Origin of the sequence: Aliifodinibius sp. S!AR15-10 (genome assembly GCF_031569985.1) — a bacterium.
Classification (GTDB): Bacteria; Bacteroidota; Rhodothermia; order Balneolales; family Balneolaceae; genus JAMQKA01.
In genome coordinates, this window is the sequence record NZ_JAMQKA010000018.1 from 92,802 (window position 1) to 110,676 (window position 17,875).

Below are 17,875 nucleotides of genomic sequence, written 5' to 3' on the forward strand. Positions count from 1 at the left end.
GACCTTCTTTTCTAGATTTGTACCTTTATTAGTAAATATTTGTTAAGTTTAAATTTGCGAAAGGGAAATAAAGGCAATTGACTTTTTATAAACACGGGAGGGGATGGAAAAAGGTTATGAATATTAAGTTCATCTTCAATCAGCTTAAGAGTATGAGTTGAATCAGTTCAATTGGTGGGATATGGTAGCTCAATAATTCTTTTCTTTCTTGTGGTTATCAGTTATCGGTTACGCGAGATGATCAATTCTTATTATTCTCTCTCTTTCCTCTCTAGGTGTTAAAATTAATTTGTTAGGGGTTGAAGGTTTTGGATTGGGTCTAAAATTATTTAGGCCAAAGCTAGATACAAGGATATTTTTCTATATAAAAATACAATTTATATATAAATAAATAGCCCTTATTCTCTCTTATGCCTTAATTAGTAAAATATTTTTTGAGAAAATAAATTATTTTGTTAAATAAAATAACGAAGTGAAGAGTCGAGAGAAAGAGAGTGAAAGAAACTTCACTTATTTTGTCTAATCTTCAAATACGGTGAATATTATGAGCAGAGAGCAACAGTTACGTAAACTTAGCATGTTTATAATAGCAATGATCCTTCCTTTGAGCTTCTCGGTAAATGCGCAGGCCCAAAATGAGGTTTCCGGGACGGTTACATCGGCAGAAGATAGTTCTCCACTTCCGGGAGTAAATATTTTAGTGAAGGGGACAAGTATCGGAACGACTACAGGTAACGAGGGTAATTACCAGATAACTGTTCCCTCGCTGAGCGACACCCTTGTCTTTTCATTCATCGGGTTTGAGACTCAGCAGATTCCGGTTAACGGGCGTTCCGTCGTAAATGTAGAGATGATAGCCCAGACTTTTACCGGTGATGAACTGGTTGTGACGGCTTTTGGGTTGGAGCGGGAGCAAAAGTCCCTAACGTATAGTACCGAAGGAGTTGGTAACGACCAGCTAACCGAAGCCCGTGAACTTAATGTTGTGAATTCTCTTTCCGGGCAGGTGGCCGGTATTCAGATCAACCAGGCTTCAACGGGGGTTGGTGGGTCTTCACGTGTTATACTTCGTGGAAACCGCTCGATTACAGGGAATAGCCAGCCTCTGTATGTGGTTGATGGGGTTCCTATCCGGGGAGAGGTCAGTGACCTGAACCCTGATGATATCGAGAATATTAATGTGTTGAAAGGACCAAACGCAGCAGCACTTTATGGTGCGGAAGCCCAGAACGGGGCTATTGTCATTACTACCAAAAAGGGAGAAGTCGGGGATATAAATGTCAGTATGAGCTCAAATTTTATGTTCCGCGACCCGATGGTGCTCTACGATTATCAAAACCAGTATGGTCAGGGCAGTGGAGGAGTTTATGATCCAAGTTCCGAATTCAACTGGGGACCACCACTAGATGGACGCATGGTTGATTTTTGGTCACCAGACCCGGAGCGTGCAGGAGAGCAATATGCACTCCTTCCACAGCCTGATAATGTAGAGGATGTTTTTCAGCGAGGCTACAACTCTTCTTCCAACATCTCTGCAAGTGTAGGTGGACAGAACACGCAGACCGTATTTTCCTATACCTATACCGATGCTGCTGGGATCGTACCCAATAACGAACTGCAGCGTCACAATCTTAGCATAAGGGTAACAAGTCAGCTAACTGACAATTTGGACCTTGATGCCAAGGTCTCCTATATGCGGCAGAACATTGATAATCAGCTGCCAACAGGTGAAAATTTTGCCAATCCGAGTCGACATGCTTACCGGATGCCCAGGAATATCAACACCTCAGAAGCTGAAAATTTTGAATATACCAATTCACAGGGATTAAACAGACAGAATTTCTGGAATCCCGGGTCAAATGGTGGCGCCAATCCTTATTGGACTATAAACCGGAATGTTAATGAGAACCAGCGGGAGCGAGTGATTGCCATGAGCTCGTTGACCTATGACTTCAATGACAATTTAAGTTTGATGGTTCGGGCCTCGTATGACGGGGAAGCCGGTCAAAGCGAGACAAAATGGTATAATGACAGCTATATCATTGCAGACAACGGGCAGTACAGTCTTAGCAAAACAAATGCCTATGAATGGAACGGCGATTTCTTGTTGTCCTACAACCGGGATCTTACCGAGGACTGGTATGTAGAGGCCAATGTTGGTGCAAACATAAAAAAGGAGCGAAATACCGGGCTGTTTTCGAACACCGGAAATGCGCTGACCGTGCCGAACTTCTTTACCATATCAAATACCCAAAATGTCGTCTCAACCCAAAGTGTTGGTTCGCCGCGTGATGTTCAATCACTTTATGCTTTTGGACAGATAGGGTGGAAAAATTCAGTATTTTTGGATATTACCGGTCGTAACGACTGGAGTTCAACACTTCCAGCCGACAGTCGTTCCTATTTCTATCCATCAGTGGGACTATCTGCGGTGTTATCAGACTTGATACCAGAATTTCCTGATGTTTTCAGTTATGCCCAGGTACGTGCGTCGTGGGCCAGAGTGGGAAACAGCGCACCTCCATTTCAACTACAGCGTACGGCAAGTATTACTTCAGGAGGAAACAACGGTTTCCTTCAGTTGAGTACCACGCTTCCAAATGAGGAACTGAAACCCGAGGAGACAGAGTCGATCGAATTGGGAGTGGACGTACGTTTCTTCGAAGGGCGTCTGGGCCTTGATGTGACGGGATATAAAACCAATACAAGGAACCAGCTCTTTACCGTTGCCCTTCCTGTTGGATCGGGAGCTTCCCAGTTCTTTACCAATGGAGGTAATGTGTCAAACAAGGGGATTGAGGTATTGTTGAAGACCACCCCGGTACAAACGCCCGATTTTAGCTGGGACTTTAATACAAACTGGTCTACCAATGAGAATATGGTCGAATCTATTTCCGATGAGCGCCCGAGCCTCACTATCGCACAAGATTTTCTCAGGGAGTTTCGCATTGAGGAGGGTGAACCGTTTGGACAGGTTTATTCACGCGGATATCAGCGTGACGACCAGGGGCGGGTAATTGTAGGCAGTAACGGCATGCCGCTTATTACGGACGGGCTTAACGTTGCAGTTGCCAATTTTAATCCCGACTGGCAGGGGGGCATCCGAAACAGTTTCTTCTATAAAAATTATAGCCTGAGTTTTCTCATAGAGCACCGTCAGGGTGGCAGCATTGCATCCCTTACCACCGCTGTGCTATTTGCTGACGGACTTACCAAGCAAACACTGCAGGGCAGAGATGGAGGACTCATCTTTGGTGATAACTTTATGCCGGAAGAAGAGGCTGTTAAAGAGGATGGCTCTCCCAACGATATTCCGATCGATGCTGAAACGTTCTGGCGGGGAGTTGGAGGTAGAAACGCCCCGGTAGGAGAGGTGTTCACGGAATCCGCAACCAATACCCGATTGCGTGAAGTTACCCTTGGATATACGTTACCCCAGTCGGTTATCTCGGGATTGCCTTTTGCCAACGTTAAAATATCACTGGTTGGACGTAACCTGCTCTTCATCTACAAGAAATCTGACAACCTGGATCCGGATCAGATGGTTGGGACCAACGCAGCAGCGGAAGGATTTGAGTCCTTTACGGCTCCACCCACCAGGACATTTGGTGCTAACCTGCAGATCGATTTTAAATAATTAAAAAATTTGTTGAGAGGATTTCTCATGTATAGCAATAAATACTTTTCTCGTATATGTTTGTTGGTAATGCTTTTTGTAACACTAGGGCTCATTTCTTCCTGTACAGATGATTTCGATGAGTTGAATACGCCTTCAGATGAGATTGTTGCTTCGAATGTGGACGCTTCGTTGCTGGGACAGGCATTTGCCCAGTCGCAATACCGTGGTATGAAAGGACTGGACTGGCAGTTTCAGATTACCGAGGCACTGTTTGCTGACCTTTATGCCCAGTATTTTGCAACAACTGCCGCCAACTTTGATTCTGATCAATATATTGAGGTTGGTCGATGGAGTGACTTGGCGTGGTCGACTTTCTACGGAGATGCAGCTCCTCAGCTCGATTTTGTGCTGGATTTCACCGAACGGGAGGGGTTGACACTTCAAAATGCGATTGCCGAGGTATGGAAAGTACAGCTTTACCACAGAGTTACAGACTATTGGGGACCCATCATCTACTCAGAATTTGGAAATGGGGAAACCAGCGTCCCATATGATTCCCAGGAATCTGTATATAAAGACTTTTTTACTACGCTTGATGAGGCAGTGGAAGTCTTGAAGAACAATGCCGGGGGTAATGCTTTTGGAAGTAACGACATTGTATTCGGTGGGAGCGTAGACAAATGGCTACGGTTTGCCAATTCTCTGAGGCTACGCCTGGCAATGCGGATTCGGTACGTCGAATCCGACCTGGCAAAGAGTGAAGCCGAGAAGGCCTTTAATGACGGCGTTATGATGTCAAATGCTGACAACGCCTACGTGCTGACTACACCTAACTCCCGAAACCCCTATACTGTTATCACCGACTGGGGTGAGTTTAGGATGAGTTCTGCCATGGAAAGCCTGCTTGACGGATATGAAGATCCGAGGATTGATAAATATTTTAGTCCTGCCGTTGACGGTGATGATGATGGTGACGGTCGATCGTGGGAAGGAATGCGGAATGGAATTCCACGTACGGAAAAACCGGGAAACCTGAACAGCCGCTATTCCGACATGGGAGTAAACTGGCTGAACGATAACCGGGGAGGAACCAACCCGCCCATGGAAGTGATGGAAGCCTCAGAAATATATTTCCTCAGGGCAGAAGGAGCTCTTATCGGGTGGGAGATGGGTGGTACCGCCCAGGAACTGTATGAAGAGGGTATCCGAATGTCGTTGCAACAAAATTCTGGTGCCTCTACGGCTGATATTAACAACTACATTAGCAGTACCAACACGCCGACTGCGCCGGGAGATCAATGGAACTCACCACCGTTAACAGATATCCCGGTTGCCTGGGAGGCGGGTGCATCCCTTGAGCGAAACCTGGAACAGATAATTACCCAAAAATGGATCGCACTGTATCCCAACAGCCGCGAAGCATGGGCTGAATACAGGCGAACGAGATATCCAAAGCTGTATCCGATTATCGAGTCTCTGAATCCAGAACTGGCAGAGAACGATATATTCAGTAGAATTTCCTTTGTAGATGGTGAATATTCGGATAATGAGGCAGCTACAATAGAAGCCAGGAACCTGCTAAATGGTTCTGATAATAATGCCACTAAACTTTGGTGGGATGCCAAACCCAATTAGATTTCTAATACTGGTGAGGGGAGTCGGGCATAGATTTCCCTCATCTTTTACACTTACATACTCTTTCGGCACGTTTTTGTGAGGTTTGCCCATCATTATTGCGGGTTGGTGGATTAGCCACCTTAATGGAATTTATTACTTCAAATTGACATGTCATGAAAAAGCTGATAGCAGTCTTTGTTATTTCACTGATGCTATTTTCCTGTACCGGTAGTCAGGGAAACAGTTCGGGTATGCAGGAGGGGGACAATGATGTAGAAGAAAGATTGAAAGAGCTCGGAATTGAGCTTGGTGAGCCATCACCGCCTATTGCGAATTATGTAAAAGCTGTTCGCACCAACAACCTGGTATTCCTTTCAGGGCATGGTCCCGATAAGCCGGATGGCACGCTGGTCCGGGGAAAGCTGGGAAGTGATTTAACGATTGAGGAGGGACAGGAGGCTGCCCGTTTAACCGCGATATCAGCATTGGCTTCTTTGAAACAGGAGATTGGGGATTTGAATAAAGTGGAGAGAGTTGTCAAAGTAATGGGGATGGTAAATGCCGAACCGGACTTCACCGAGCATTCCCAGGTTATAAATGGGTTCTCGGACCTGATGGTGGAGGTATTTGGCGAAAAGGGCAAGCACGCACGTGCTGCCGTGGGGATGGGATCTCTGCCCGGCAACATACCTGTGGAAATCGAAATGATTGTTGAGATAGAAGACTGAGTTCCCCGGGTTAATGGGAAGTGTAACTTACAGGGATTTCTTAGAAGATAAGTCGGGTAAAAGAGGTATAAAAATTGCCGGAATAAAAGAGTTCTATTTATGAGAAAGTAATTATTATGACAAGGCTGCTCGTACATCTAATCCTGGCTGGATCCCTGTTATCCATTTTAATGCATTGTTCAAGGGAAAATGTATCTACCTCTCAAGATACCGATGAAATCCAGTTGTTGCTACCCAAAGGGTTTGAAGTCCAGGTTGTTGTGGATAGTATAGGCCAGGGAAGACACCTTGCAGTAAATGAGAACGGTGATATATATGTGAAACTGAAGTCATCAGATCAAAACGGAGGGATCGTGGCAATGCGTGATACCACCGGTGACGGGGTTATGGATATCCAGAGAAAATTTGGTAATGATGACGGTACCTATGCGGAAACTGGTATGAAAATTCATAACGGGTATCTCTATTTCAGTTCAAGTTTGGCGGTGTATCGCTATAAGTTGACACCGGGAAGGCTGGTTCCTGAGTCTCCAATGGATACCGTGGTGCTAGATGGCCATGACCATGGGGATCACGAGCATAACACCAAGCCGATATCTTTTGATAACCAGGGGAATATCTATGTGCCATATGGAGCCCCAAACAACGCCTGCCAGGAACCGAAGCGCACTCCTGAAGTCCCGGGACTGGACCCTTGTCCTACGCTGGAAGATCACGGTGGGATATGGCGGTTTAGCGAGGATACGTTAAATCAGACACAGGCAGAGGGGTACAAGTACGCAACAGGAATTCGTAGCGTCGTAGCCATGGCATGGAATCCGGTTGATGAAAATCTATACCTGGTGATGCATGGGCGTGATGATCTGCACCGGCTGTTCCCAAACAAATTTTCACAATGGCAGAATGCAGTACTTCCCTCGGAGGAGTTCTTCAGGGTGACCGATGGCGCTAATTTTGGTTGGCCTTATTGCTATTATGATCATATCAAAGAAAAAAAAGTATTGGCTCCTGAATACGGCGGTGATGGGGAAATGATTGGAAGATGTAGCCAGTACGATAATCCGATTTTGGGATTCCCGGGCCATTTTGCTCCAAACGATCTGTTATTTTACCAGGTAGACCAGTTCCCGGAACATTACAGAAATGGCGCTTTTATCGCTTTTCATGGATCAACGATTCGAAATCCATATCCACAAGCCGGTTATTTTATCGCCTTTGTTCCTTTTGAAAACGGGAAACCCTCGGGAGAGTGGGAGGTGTTCGCCAACGGGTTTGCCGGCGTCGATCCTATTGTAAATACCAGTGACGCCAAACACCGCCCATCCGGACTTGCCGTGGGACCGGACGGCTCTCTTTATGTTACTGAGGATCTGAAAGGAAAAATCTGGAAAATAACCTATACTGGTGAGAGAGATGATTATGATAGCCAGGCATTAGCACAGATGGTAGAGGAAAAGCAAACAGCCAGCAACATTCGAGATCCGCATCCCGAAAGGGATAATCTCCAAAAAGGTGTGCCGATAGGGGGTGAAAAAATTTATAGCACCTACTGCGCCTCGTGCCATCAGCAGGATGGGAAGGGAGCTCCCGGCCGATATCCCCCACTTGCTGGCACCGACTGGGTTACCGGGGACAAAGAACGCCTGATAAACCTGATACTGGCAGGGTTAGAGGGGCCTATTGAAGTAAATGGGGAAAACTACAATGCGGTCATGCCACAGCACAGTTTTTTATCTGACAGGGAAGCAGCCGAAGTATTGACATATATTCGACAAAGCTTTGGCAATGATGCCAGCGCAATTACAGAAGAGGAAGTAACGAAAACCAGAGATCAATTAAACAAACCGGAATGAGTCTGAAATCAAGTAAAACGGGAGATTTTATGTTTAGCAGGCGAAAAATGTTGAAAATACTGGCCGGTATTCCTTTGCTGGGTACCATGGCTTGTACAGCCACCCAAAGTACAACCGGTCGGCAGATGGAACCAGGGAGCACCGACCGTAGGGATCTTTTCGAGGAGCTGGGGGTCGAAACGCTGATTAACGGGCGCGGGACCCTGACTACGCTCTCGGGTTCTGTTATGCTGCCGGAAGTGAGGGAGGCCCTCATGACTACGGGTTCTGAATTCGCCAGGCTCAACGAGGTACAGGATAAAGTGGGAGCCAAAATTGCAGAAATGCTCAATTGCGAGGCGGCCATGGTCACCGCCGGCGCGGCCTCTGCACTTACACTGGGTACCGCCGCCACCATTACGGGGAAAGATGAAGAGATGATAAAGCAGCTACCCAATCTGCCGGGACCCCGAAAAGAGGTGATTATCCAGAAGGAGCACCGCTTTTCATACGACCACGCCGTCAGAAATACAGGAATAAAAATGATAGAGGTGGAAGGGCCTGGTGAGATGGAAGCCGCCATTAACGAGAATACGGTGATGGGTCTTTATTTCAATGCGGCATCTTCCTGGTATGGTCTGGAGGAGTACAGTATCAGCAGGGAAGAGTTTGTCAGGATCGGGAAAAAGTATGGAATCCCCACATTTATTGATGCGGCAGCCGACGTTCCACCGGTGGAAAATCTGTTTAAGTATATTGAGATTGGCTTTGACCTTGTCACATTTTCCGGGGGCAAGGCTATTCGCGGTCCCCAGAGTACGGGCTTGTTGTTTGGGCGTGAGGACTTGATTGAAGCGGCAAAGCTGAATCACAGTCCCAATTCCGATTCAATAGGCCGCGGCATGAAGGTCAACAAGGAAGAGATGTTTGCGATGTACGTGGCCTTGGACTCCTACCTGAAGACCGATCATAAGAAACAATGGCAGGAGTGGGTGGACTGGACAGAGCGTATCGCTGAACAGGCTGAGGCGGTTCCAACCGTTAAAGGTGAGCCCTACGTTGATCCGGGTCCGGCAAACCATTTCCCAAATCTCTATATCCGGTGGGACCAAAGCAGGGTAAAGATTACGCCGGAGGAAGTGGTGGAGCAATTAAGAAACGGGAGTCCGTCAATAGAAATCTCCGGGGACGAGGAGAAACTGAATATTACGGTAGTTACGATGAAACCGGAGCATGTTGATATCGTGGGCCGGCGCGTGAAAGAGGTACTCGAGCAGGCAGTTTAGTGATCGCTTATTTATCCTTTTTGAGCAACTCTGTGTCTTCTCTTTGATACGTTGTGATTTGAACTTATAAGGTATATGGCAAGACTGGAAAATGGAAAAACCGCTTAATATTAGCAGAAAATCTTTTCTGAAGCTTATTGCCTGTGGTGGAGTTGCTACTGTTGGAGGGGTAGGCTGCAGCCAGTCCAAATCAGTGACCAAAGAAAACAGGTCCAGCGAGGATCTGTTTGTATGTCAAAATTTTACCGAGCGGGGGAGCTTCACTTCCGGTGTGGAAGGGCCCGCTGTTGACACTTCAGGTAACCTGTACGCAGTCAACTACGCTCGGCAGCACACAATTGGTAAAGTGACGCCTGACGGGAGGGCAAGTGTGTTCGTCGAGCTGGAAAAGGGCAGTATTGGCAACGGCATACGTTTTAGCAGCAATGGAAATATGTTAATCGCTGATTACACCAATCATAACGTTCTGAAGGTCGAAATGGAAACCCGCGAGGTGAGCGTATATGCCCATCAACCCAAGATGAACCAACCCAATGATATCGCCATTGGGGCTGATGACAAGGTGTATGCCAGCGACCCGAACTGGAGCAAGTCAACCGGGCAATTATGGCGTATCGATACCGATGGGCAGACCACGCTCCTTGAAAGGGATATGGGTACTACAAATGGCATAGAAGTGGGAATCGATGAAAAAACACTGTATGTAGGGGAATCGGTTCAGCGAAAGGTGTGGGCCTATGACCTGTCACGCGCTGGCAAAATAAGTAATAAGCGCCTGCTGATTGAATTTCCCGACCACGGGTTGGACGGGATGCGGTGTGATACGGCGGGCAATCTATATATTACCCGCTATGGAAAGGGGACAGTGGCGGTAGTCACGCCAAAAGGTGAGATCTCCAGGGAAGTAACAATAGCTGCTGGGAAAAATCCAAGTAACCTGGCATTCGGCGGACCAGACGGCCGAACTGTTTATGTGACAGTGGCTGATGTTGGAAATGTCCAGAGATTTAGAACCGATACCCCGGGGAGGAGCTGGAAACTGCTTAACGATATGAATTGAACGCACATGACAATGGTGAAAGCGTTACCGGAAATGCACATTAAGCTTATTCAAGCCTAGATATAATCTTAAATCAAAAAAATGGAAAACAGATGAATATTATTGATGAAAAGCGATCGCGAAAGTCCATGATTAAAGCAATATTCGGTTCCCTGCTGGCAGGTGTGGCAGGATTTTTTGGATACAAGGAAGCCAGTGGCAGCGGGATAAAAGACAATAGTATTACCCGGATACCTCCTGGGGAAGGTTCGCAGGACGAAGTCCCCCTCTTTTCAAGTGTGGTTGTCCATGACGGGCTGGTCTACCTTGCCGGGAAGGGATACCACGAAGAGGGAGATATCACCAAACATACTACAGAGGTCCTGGATGCCCTGGAAGCGGAACTGGAAAAGGCGGGATCCTCAATGGACCGGGTGCTCAAGGTCAATGTGTACTTGGCAGATCTGAACGATTACTCCAAAATGAATGAAGCGTACAGGGGACGTTTTGGCGAAAATCCACCAGTGCGGACCACCGTGGCATGTTATGGAGGAATACCGGGAGAGTCACTCGTTGAGATCGACTGCATAGCGGCCCTGAATGAATAAGGAACCCAACGCTATGATATCACGCGAGATCTCCGACAGCCGTCGGAGGTCCGGGATGACCGAGAGACGTTTTATGGATTTTAATAATGAATCCAACCGCTAAACATGTACGAGGATAATTAAAATACAAGAAAACACAAGGTGACAGGGATGCCTAGTAGAAAAGAGGTATTGAAGATTTTATCGACCTTCCCGCTTGGCGTGGCAGCAGCCAACAGCGCTTTCGGAAGTGGACATGCAGGTCCGATACTGTCTGACAATGCAAAAACAACAGCAGTGATGGGACCGGAGATTTTTCGGTCTATTGGGGTTGAACCGGTAATAAATTGCCGGGGTACTTTTACGATTATCGGCGGCTCTATCGAGCGGCCGGCGGTCAGGGAAGCGATGGACGCCGCTTCTCAAAGCTATATTCAGTATGATGAACTGGCGGAAGGGATCGGGCGGCGCCTTGCCGAACTTACGGGTGCCGAGTGGGGAATCGTAACGGCTGGGTGTGCAGCGGCTATGAAGCATGCTACCGCTGCGTGTGTAACAGGAGGAAACCCCGAAAAACTTATTCGCATTCCCGACTTGACCGGTTTTGAGAAGACGGAAGTTATTATACCACGGGAATCGCGCAACGCTTATGACCATGCCGTCAGGAATATCGGGGTGAAAGTAATCAACGTGGAAACGCCGGAAGAGCTGGAGGCCGCCCTTAATCCCCGTACAGCTATGATTTACATGGCTTCCTGGCAGCCGGAACCCCTGGGCACAAAAACGGTTGCCCGAATTGCCAAACAATGGCAAGTACCCATTCTCATGGATGCGGCGGCCGAGGATCTTACCATCCCAAACGTACACCTGCAGGACGGTGCAACGATGGTATGCTACAGCGGTGGTAAAGCCTTGCGCGGTCCCCAGTGTGCAGGCATGCTGTTGGGACCCAGAGACCTGTTGATGTCGGCGTGGCAGGCAAGTTCGCCACATCATGGCCCTGGACGCGATAACAAGGTGGGCCGGGAGGAAATGATGGGCATGCTAGCAGCAGTCGAGGCGTGGGTAAAAGTGGATCACGAGACCGAATGGGAGATGTGGCTCTCATGGCTGGAGCATATATCAGACCGTGTTTCCGATATTAAAGGTGTGGAGACCGAGATTGAGGAACCGGATCGGCTTTCCAACCACAGTCCCGTACTACATATTTACTGGAAGGTCGACAATCTGCATATTGCGGGCGACGAACTGGCGGAGACGTTGGGCCGAACGAAGCCCAGGATTGTCGTTGGGAGCGGAGATGGACCGGACCCTGGCACCACCTCCATCAATATTACGGCCTGGATGATGAAGCCCGGGGAGGATGAGATCGTGGCCGACCGGATTTACAATCTGCTTACTCAAAAACGAAGGCCAAAGGAGAATAAAAAAGAGGAGCCAAGTTCTCCTGTGACGGGTCGTTGGATTGTCAATGTCGAGTTTTTCAGCAGCGAAAGCCAACATACCTTCTATATAGAAAAGCAGGATGGTAACTGGATTGAAGGTTCTCACAAGGGTGATTTTTCTGTGCGTGACATCGCCGGGACAGTAGAGGGAGACCAGGTTAAACTGCTGAGTACCGACCGGCATCCCGCCGATCGGATCACCAACATTTTTACGGGTACTCTTTCGAGAGATGGCAATTCCATCTCGGGAGAGGTCTACCTGGGAGAATACCTGACTGCCAGGTTTAAAGCCACCCGGCACAGTTATCCCGAAGATCGGGAGCCGGTACGAGTACCCGGTGGACCACCTCTAGCGACCTGATTTTCACGCTGCCGGTGGGAGTGGGTTCTCACGTGAACGTTGAAAGTAAAATGAGCTAAGATATATGTTTCAAAAACCGGGGGATAAAATACGGACTTTATCGGCACGCGGGTGGGTACGTAACGTATGCCGGGAGATGAGTATCATTTGTGTACTGGCCCTGTGGATGGTATTACAGGGCTGGACAGTTGCTGTGGCACAGGATATCGATATTCTGCTTAAAGGCGGACATCTGATTGACCCTAAGAATGGCATCGACGAACGCATGGATGTAGCGATCACAGAGGACAGTATCTCAAGAGTGGCTTTGGACATTGCTCCCGGGGAAGCCAAAAGGGTAATCGATATAAGTGGACTCTATGTAACACCCGGCCTTATCGACATGCATGTGCATGTATTTCACGGTACAGATGGCGACTCCTATATAGCAGACAGTTATGTGAGCGTCCCGACCGACGGCTTCACTTTCCGGGCAGGAGTGACCACCGTGGTAGATGCGGGGTCGTCCGGCTGGAAGAACTTCCGTCTTTTCAAGAAACAGACGATAGACCGGGCCCAAACGCGGGTATTGGCTTTTTTGAATATTGTAGGGGTTGGCATGGAAGGGCGTTATGAGGAACAGAACCCGGAGGACATGAACCCGGTTATGACTACATTAATGGCAAAAAAGCTGTTTCCGGAAATAATTGTTGGCATAAAGGCAGCTCACTATTGGGGTGATTTCACACAGGTGGACAAGGCAGTTGAAGCCGGAAATATGGCTGATCTGCCCGTGATGGTTGATTTCGGGGAGCACGAGCCACCATTGTCGCTTGAAACACTGCTTTTGAACAAGCTTCGTCCGGGCGATATGTTTACCCACACCTATTCCTATACCAGGGGCTGGGAAGCGGTAGTGGATGAAAATTTTAACGTCAAACCCTACATATTCAAGGCTCAGCAACGCGGGATTATTTTTGATGTGGGTCACGGCGGTGGAAGCCTGATATGGCACCAGGTTATACCATCGATGAAGCAGGGCTTCTACCCGGATGTCATCAGCACGGACCTGCATACACAAAGTATGAACGGTGGAATGAAGAATATGACGAACCTTTTGTCAAAGTTTATCAATATGGATATGCCGCTGAAGGAGGTCATACTACGCTCAACATGGAACCCGGCGCGCTATATCAACCGGGAGGACCTGGGACACCTCAGCGTTGGAGCGGTGGCCGATCTGGCGGTCTTTAATCTGCGGGAGGGTGAGTTTGGATTTGTTGATGCACGTGGACGTACCATGAAGGGAAACCGGAAGCTGGAGGCAGAGCTTACGATACGGGCCGGAGAGGTGGCGTGGGACCTGAACGGACGGGCATTCCCTATATGGGATGAAGAGCCTCTGCGATATTAAAACCGGAGTATGGAGATGAATACTAAACACAACCTGTTTTGTGATCTTTTAAAGTTCGTTACCATTATCGTACTCATATTCAATAAAAACTGAATGACTATGCTAAAAAAGAATGTATATGCCAGGTACCTGTTAGCGGGAGGTTTGTTGCTGTTGCTTCCATTATTAACTCACGCCCAGTCTTACGATTTGCTTATCGATAACGGTCACCTTATCGATCCGAAAAATAACATAGACAGGGTAATGGACCTTGCGGTCAAGGATGGCCAGGTGGCGCGGGTTGCATCGAGTATACCCGCATCAGATGCCAGCAAAGTGGTGGATGCATCGGGTCTATACGTGAGTCCCGGATTTATCGACATGCATACCCACGTGTTCCACGGTACCATCCCGGATGCGTATCTCTCCAACAGCTTCTCGAGCCTCCCGCCAGATGGGTTCACATTCCGGGCGGGCGTAACAACCGTGGTGGATGTGGGAGACGCCGGGTGGAGAAACTTCCCGATATTCAAGGAGCAGGTGATTGATCGTGCCAAGACCCGTGTGCTGGCTTTCCTGAATATCATCGGGGGTGGAATGAAGGGGGGAGTGATTGAGCAGAATAACGAGGATATGAATCCAAAGATGACCGCACTGGTGGCACAGAACAATCCCGAAATTGTGGGGGTAAAGATAGCCCATTACAACGGGCACGAGTGGGAACCGTATCATCTGGCAGTTGAAGCCGGGGAAAAGGCGGACGTACCGGTGATGGTGGATTTTGGTAGTGCAACACCTCCTCTTTCGCTGGAGACACTATTGCTTGAGGTCCTGCGGCCGGGCGATATCTATACCCATATGTATGGGGGCGATACATCCCCGGATGGCGTGCGGCAGGCGGTGATTGATGAGAACAAAAAACTTCGCGGGGGCATGCTTAAAGCACAGGAGCGGGGGATTATATTCGATGTGGGACACGGCGGCGGAAGCTTTTTCTACCCGATAGCCGTTCCCGCTTTTGAACAGGGGTTAAAGCCCAACACCATAAGCACAGACCTGCATACCGGGAGTATGAACGGCGGCATGAAAGATATGATGAACCTGGTATCCAAGATGCTGAATATGGGGATGTCGCTGCAAGAGGTTATCGAAGCTTCTACCTGGAAGCCGGCACAGGTCATCCAGCGCGAAGATTTGGGGCACCTCAGCGAGGGTGCAGTGGCGGATATTACGGTCTTTGATTCCATGGAGGGGGAGTTCGGATTCCTGGATTCGCGTGAACACTTGCGCCCGGGAACCCAAAAGCTGGAAACCGAACTAACTATCCGGGCCGGTGAAGTGGTATATGACCTTAACGGCCTGGCCGCCCCGATGTGGAATGAGTAACTGTTGAACGTTGGTTGATCCCTTGCCATCACCTTGTCAGACAGAAATGCTTGGGATTGGGTTCTGTCACCTTCAACCGTTGGGGTCCGGGGAATCGATGGGAAAGACTCGGAGTAGGCAAATAACGATTAAAAGCAGGGAGCAGACGAATAACTACAGCCAGTCCAATATCTTCGATACCCCGGTGAGTTTTTTGGTTCGTTTTTTCCTCATCGAAAAAATGAACAATGCAATGGGAGTAAAACCCCAAATTGTCGTAGTCGAGCCTATCCTCTAAAAGAGGTGCCCATTTTGGCTTGATCCTCGGTAGTCGGAGACGCCTCATACGAACCAAAAATCCAAGAAGTATTTAACTTCTCGGTGCTGATGACCTGTTGATAGTTGGTTAGATCCTTGCCAGTCCCTCGTCAGACAGAAATGCTACCGGTTTTTCGCCTGTTGTTATAAAGATGTCCAAACGTTGGAAAGGCCGGATTGACTGGAAATAATTTAAAACTATTCCTCATTAACTTTAACAATTTAGCATTCCACCATCCGGTCTGACGTAAATTTCGTTGGAGAAAGAGCGCAGCAATAATTTACTCCGCTTGTGCTACGTAGCACTCCTTTGCATAAAGCTTCGGTGTGTAAACCTTGGTTATTGCTTAAACCGAGTTTACGTTAAAAAATTTTGTAAGGATTTCCCTTCAAAGTGATCATACTTATAGACAAAGCTCAAAAACGGTAGTTCTGCTTTTCATCACAGCCGAAACGACCGTTGTCATTCATCAAAATCAACAAACTTAATTTATTATGTCACTACAATACTATCTTATTCCCAACAATATTACATCTACCCCCGATGACTATATGGCCGTCAGTATTAACCCGGAAAGCTATTCCATTGAGGATGTTTTCGATCATATGACACGCGAAGGCTCCACTATTACCAAAGCCGAAGCGCTGGCCGGTTTCGAAGAGGTGACACAGGGAATTATTAACCTTGTGCAGCAGGGCCATGCCGTAAATACTCCACTTGTAAATATCAGTCCAGGCATCAATGGTGTTTTTGACGGGGAAGACGACCAGTTTGACCCCGACCGCCACCGGGTCAGCATAAACGTGACCGCAGGGAAGCGACTCCATGCAACAGCCAAAGACGTTGACATCGAAAAGATATCCACTCGCAAACGTCGGCCAGCCCCGCTTCACTACTTTGACAGCTCGTCGGGGACCCAGGATGAGCTGGTCACATCGAGAAGTGGGGCTCGTATTACAGGATCGTTGCTAAAGTTTAACAAGGAGGACCCGGATCAGGGCATTTTCTTCATTAATACGGCTACTAACAGTGCCACCCGCGTAGAGGCCCATATGTTGAAAAACAAGCCGAGCGAACTGATCTTTACCAATCCACGGCTCGATCCGGGTACATACAGGCTCGAAATACGTGCTGCACCGAAGCATACCAGCGAAGTACGTTCCGGTTTCTTACCTGGGGAGTTGACCGTGACTGGGTCTGGATAACTGGTGGTCTTCCTTATAACACTCATCCCCTTTCCCAACCTGGGAGAGGGGATTTAGTATATATATCCCGCTCCGGGATCCAACGTATCCTTGTGCAGGATCCAGTGTATCCTGTCGTCGGATCCAGTGTATCCGATGGTGGGATACAGTGTCTGTTTTGATACAAGAACTATTTAAAAACATCGCCGTTATCACAAGTAGGCTTTTCTGACGTGGCGATCTCCCTGTCCGTTTTTTGTTCAGCCATCGGGAGATTGCCTCCAGACAACTGTCGGGATCCCGATTGTCGTGGAATTCCTCATAATGACAGTTATTTATCTCGAACTGACGTTACATTAACGTGAGTATAAACGGTCGTTACGATTTGCTTTTGAATCACTACCCTTCCGGCTGCCCAAAAACCGGTCGATGACCGGCATGTAGTAGCATTCCGGGTAGCCCGACTACTAGTATTCCACCCATTGCTCGCTTCCGTCCGCTCTGCGGCGGAAGCCCCTCTGACGCTACTGGACGCGGAGCGTCCCAACAGGTCCCAACGCAGAGCATAGGGACCAAGCGTGGGGTTATAAATAAGAATTCTTATATCGAACTGACGTTACATAAATAGGGCTTACTCAAAAAGTCAGTGTTTGAATCCATCTCCTCTCCGCCCTTCGTAATTTTAGTTGATCGAGTAACCGTAGTCTGTGCGTGTAGAAACCATTTTTGTTTGAGATCCGTGCATGCCAGCGGATCGAGTTTAAATGGTTTTATCCCGACGGCTGTCGGGAAGGGAAGCAACAAAAATTACATCTGCCGGCGATTTTTTTTCGTGAACAGTTCGCTAGTCCGCCCACCGGCGGATTTTGATCGTTCAAAAAATGAATACGAACTCTGACAGCTCAGGAGATCTCATGGTGGGACTAAACGCTGATCTGTTGAGAGCTGATATCAAAGATACAGGCTCTACGAGATCCTGAAAGAGATACTGAATCAAGTTCAGGCTTTATGTTAAAAAAAGGGGACCATCCCCTGGATTCGTCTTACATTCTTTCCTGTAATCCTGTTTAACAAATCAGAGGAGGTCCTCATGTCTCGCCTGCAATCTACGAAACTTGATT

Annotated in this window: 11 protein-coding genes; all 11 read left to right on the forward strand. The window is 48.0% G+C overall.

Annotated elements, in window-relative coordinates; genetic code table 11:
• The first annotated feature begins 544 nt into the window (after positions 1 to 544).
• The 11 genes from NC796_RS13465 (at position 545) to NC796_RS13515 (ending at position 16,775) form a co-directional block, all read left to right on the forward strand.
• Complete coding sequence (locus tag NC796_RS13465; protein ID WP_310685100.1) at positions 545 to 3,637, forward strand: SusC/RagA family TonB-linked outer membrane protein; 3,093 nt, start codon at positions 545 to 547, stop codon at positions 3,635 to 3,637.
• A gap of 69 nt (positions 3,638 to 3,706) precedes the next feature.
• A complete protein-coding gene (locus NC796_RS13470) occupies positions 3,707 to 5,254 on the forward strand; it encodes a SusD/RagB family nutrient-binding outer membrane lipoprotein (RefSeq protein WP_310685102.1) in 1,548 nt (515 codons plus the stop codon).
• A gap of 155 nt (positions 5,255 to 5,409) precedes the next feature.
• Positions 5,410 to 5,964, forward strand: coding sequence for a RidA family protein (locus NC796_RS13475; protein ID WP_310685103.1), 555 nt, complete (start codon positions 5,410 to 5,412; stop codon positions 5,962 to 5,964).
• Positions 5,965 to 6,080: 116 nt separating this feature from the next.
• Positions 6,081 to 7,817, forward strand: a complete 1,737-nt coding sequence (locus NC796_RS13480) for a c-type cytochrome (RefSeq protein WP_310685104.1) — start codon at positions 6,081 to 6,083, stop codon at positions 7,815 to 7,817.
• Positions 7,818 to 7,846: 29 nt separating this feature from the next.
• Positions 7,847 to 9,082, forward strand: coding sequence for an aminotransferase class V-fold PLP-dependent enzyme (locus NC796_RS13485; protein ID WP_310685105.1), 1,236 nt, complete (start codon positions 7,847 to 7,849; stop codon positions 9,080 to 9,082).
• A 91-nt stretch (positions 9,083 to 9,173) separates the two neighbouring features.
• On the forward strand, positions 9,174 to 10,142 hold the full coding sequence (locus NC796_RS13490; RefSeq protein ID WP_310685106.1) for an SMP-30/gluconolactonase/LRE family protein: 969 nt from the start codon (positions 9,174 to 9,176) through the stop codon (positions 10,140 to 10,142).
• Positions 10,143 to 10,234: 92 nt separating this feature from the next.
• Complete coding sequence (locus NC796_RS13495; RefSeq protein ID WP_310685107.1) at positions 10,235 to 10,729, forward strand: RidA family protein; 495 nt, start codon at positions 10,235 to 10,237, stop codon at positions 10,727 to 10,729.
• A gap of 150 nt (positions 10,730 to 10,879) precedes the next feature.
• On the forward strand, positions 10,880 to 12,514 hold the full coding sequence (locus NC796_RS13500) for a DegT/DnrJ/EryC1/StrS family aminotransferase (RefSeq protein WP_310685108.1): 1,635 nt from the start codon (positions 10,880 to 10,882) through the stop codon (positions 12,512 to 12,514).
• Between the two features lie 64 nt (positions 12,515 to 12,578).
• Positions 12,579 to 13,907, forward strand: coding sequence for an amidohydrolase/deacetylase family metallohydrolase (locus NC796_RS13505; protein ID WP_310685110.1), 1,329 nt, complete (start codon positions 12,579 to 12,581; stop codon positions 13,905 to 13,907).
• A 99-nt stretch (positions 13,908 to 14,006) separates the two neighbouring features.
• Positions 14,007 to 15,272 (forward strand): amidohydrolase/deacetylase family metallohydrolase, encoded by a 1,266-nt coding sequence (locus NC796_RS13510; RefSeq protein ID WP_310685111.1) that lies wholly within the window; start codon positions 14,007 to 14,009, stop codon positions 15,270 to 15,272.
• A 792-nt stretch (positions 15,273 to 16,064) separates the two neighbouring features.
• Positions 16,065 to 16,775, forward strand: coding sequence for a DNA-binding domain-containing protein (locus tag NC796_RS13515; protein WP_310685112.1), 711 nt, complete (start codon positions 16,065 to 16,067; stop codon positions 16,773 to 16,775).
• Positions 16,776 to 17,875: the final 1,100 nt, after the last annotated feature.

What these genes read in the sequence shown, in the direction of transcription:
- NC796_RS13515 (WP_310685112.1), top strand. Translation starts at nt 16,065, where the DNA reads ATGTCACTACAATACTATCTTATTCCCAACAATATTACATCTACCCCC.
- NC796_RS13500 (WP_310685108.1), top strand. Translation starts at nt 10,880, where the DNA reads ATGCCTAGTAGAAAAGAGGTATTGAAGATTTTATCGACCTTCCCGCTT.
- NC796_RS13470 (WP_310685102.1), top strand. Translation starts at nt 3,707, where the DNA reads ATGCTTTTTGTAACACTAGGGCTCATTTCTTCCTGTACAGATGATTTC.
- NC796_RS13475 (WP_310685103.1), top strand. Translation starts at nt 5,410, where the DNA reads ATGAAAAAGCTGATAGCAGTCTTTGTTATTTCACTGATGCTATTTTCC.
- NC796_RS13485 (WP_310685105.1), top strand. Translation starts at nt 7,847, where the DNA reads ATGTTTAGCAGGCGAAAAATGTTGAAAATACTGGCCGGTATTCCTTTG.
- NC796_RS13495 (WP_310685107.1), top strand. Translation starts at nt 10,235, where the DNA reads ATGAATATTATTGATGAAAAGCGATCGCGAAAGTCCATGATTAAAGCA.
- NC796_RS13465 (WP_310685100.1), top strand. Translation starts at nt 545, where the DNA reads ATGAGCAGAGAGCAACAGTTACGTAAACTTAGCATGTTTATAATAGCA.
- NC796_RS13505 (WP_310685110.1), top strand. Translation starts at nt 12,579, where the DNA reads ATGTTTCAAAAACCGGGGGATAAAATACGGACTTTATCGGCACGCGGG.
- NC796_RS13480 (WP_310685104.1), top strand. Translation starts at nt 6,081, where the DNA reads ATGACAAGGCTGCTCGTACATCTAATCCTGGCTGGATCCCTGTTATCC.
- NC796_RS13490 (WP_310685106.1), top strand. Translation starts at nt 9,174, where the DNA reads ATGGAAAAACCGCTTAATATTAGCAGAAAATCTTTTCTGAAGCTTATT.
- NC796_RS13510 (WP_310685111.1), top strand. Translation starts at nt 14,007, where the DNA reads ATGCTAAAAAAGAATGTATATGCCAGGTACCTGTTAGCGGGAGGTTTG.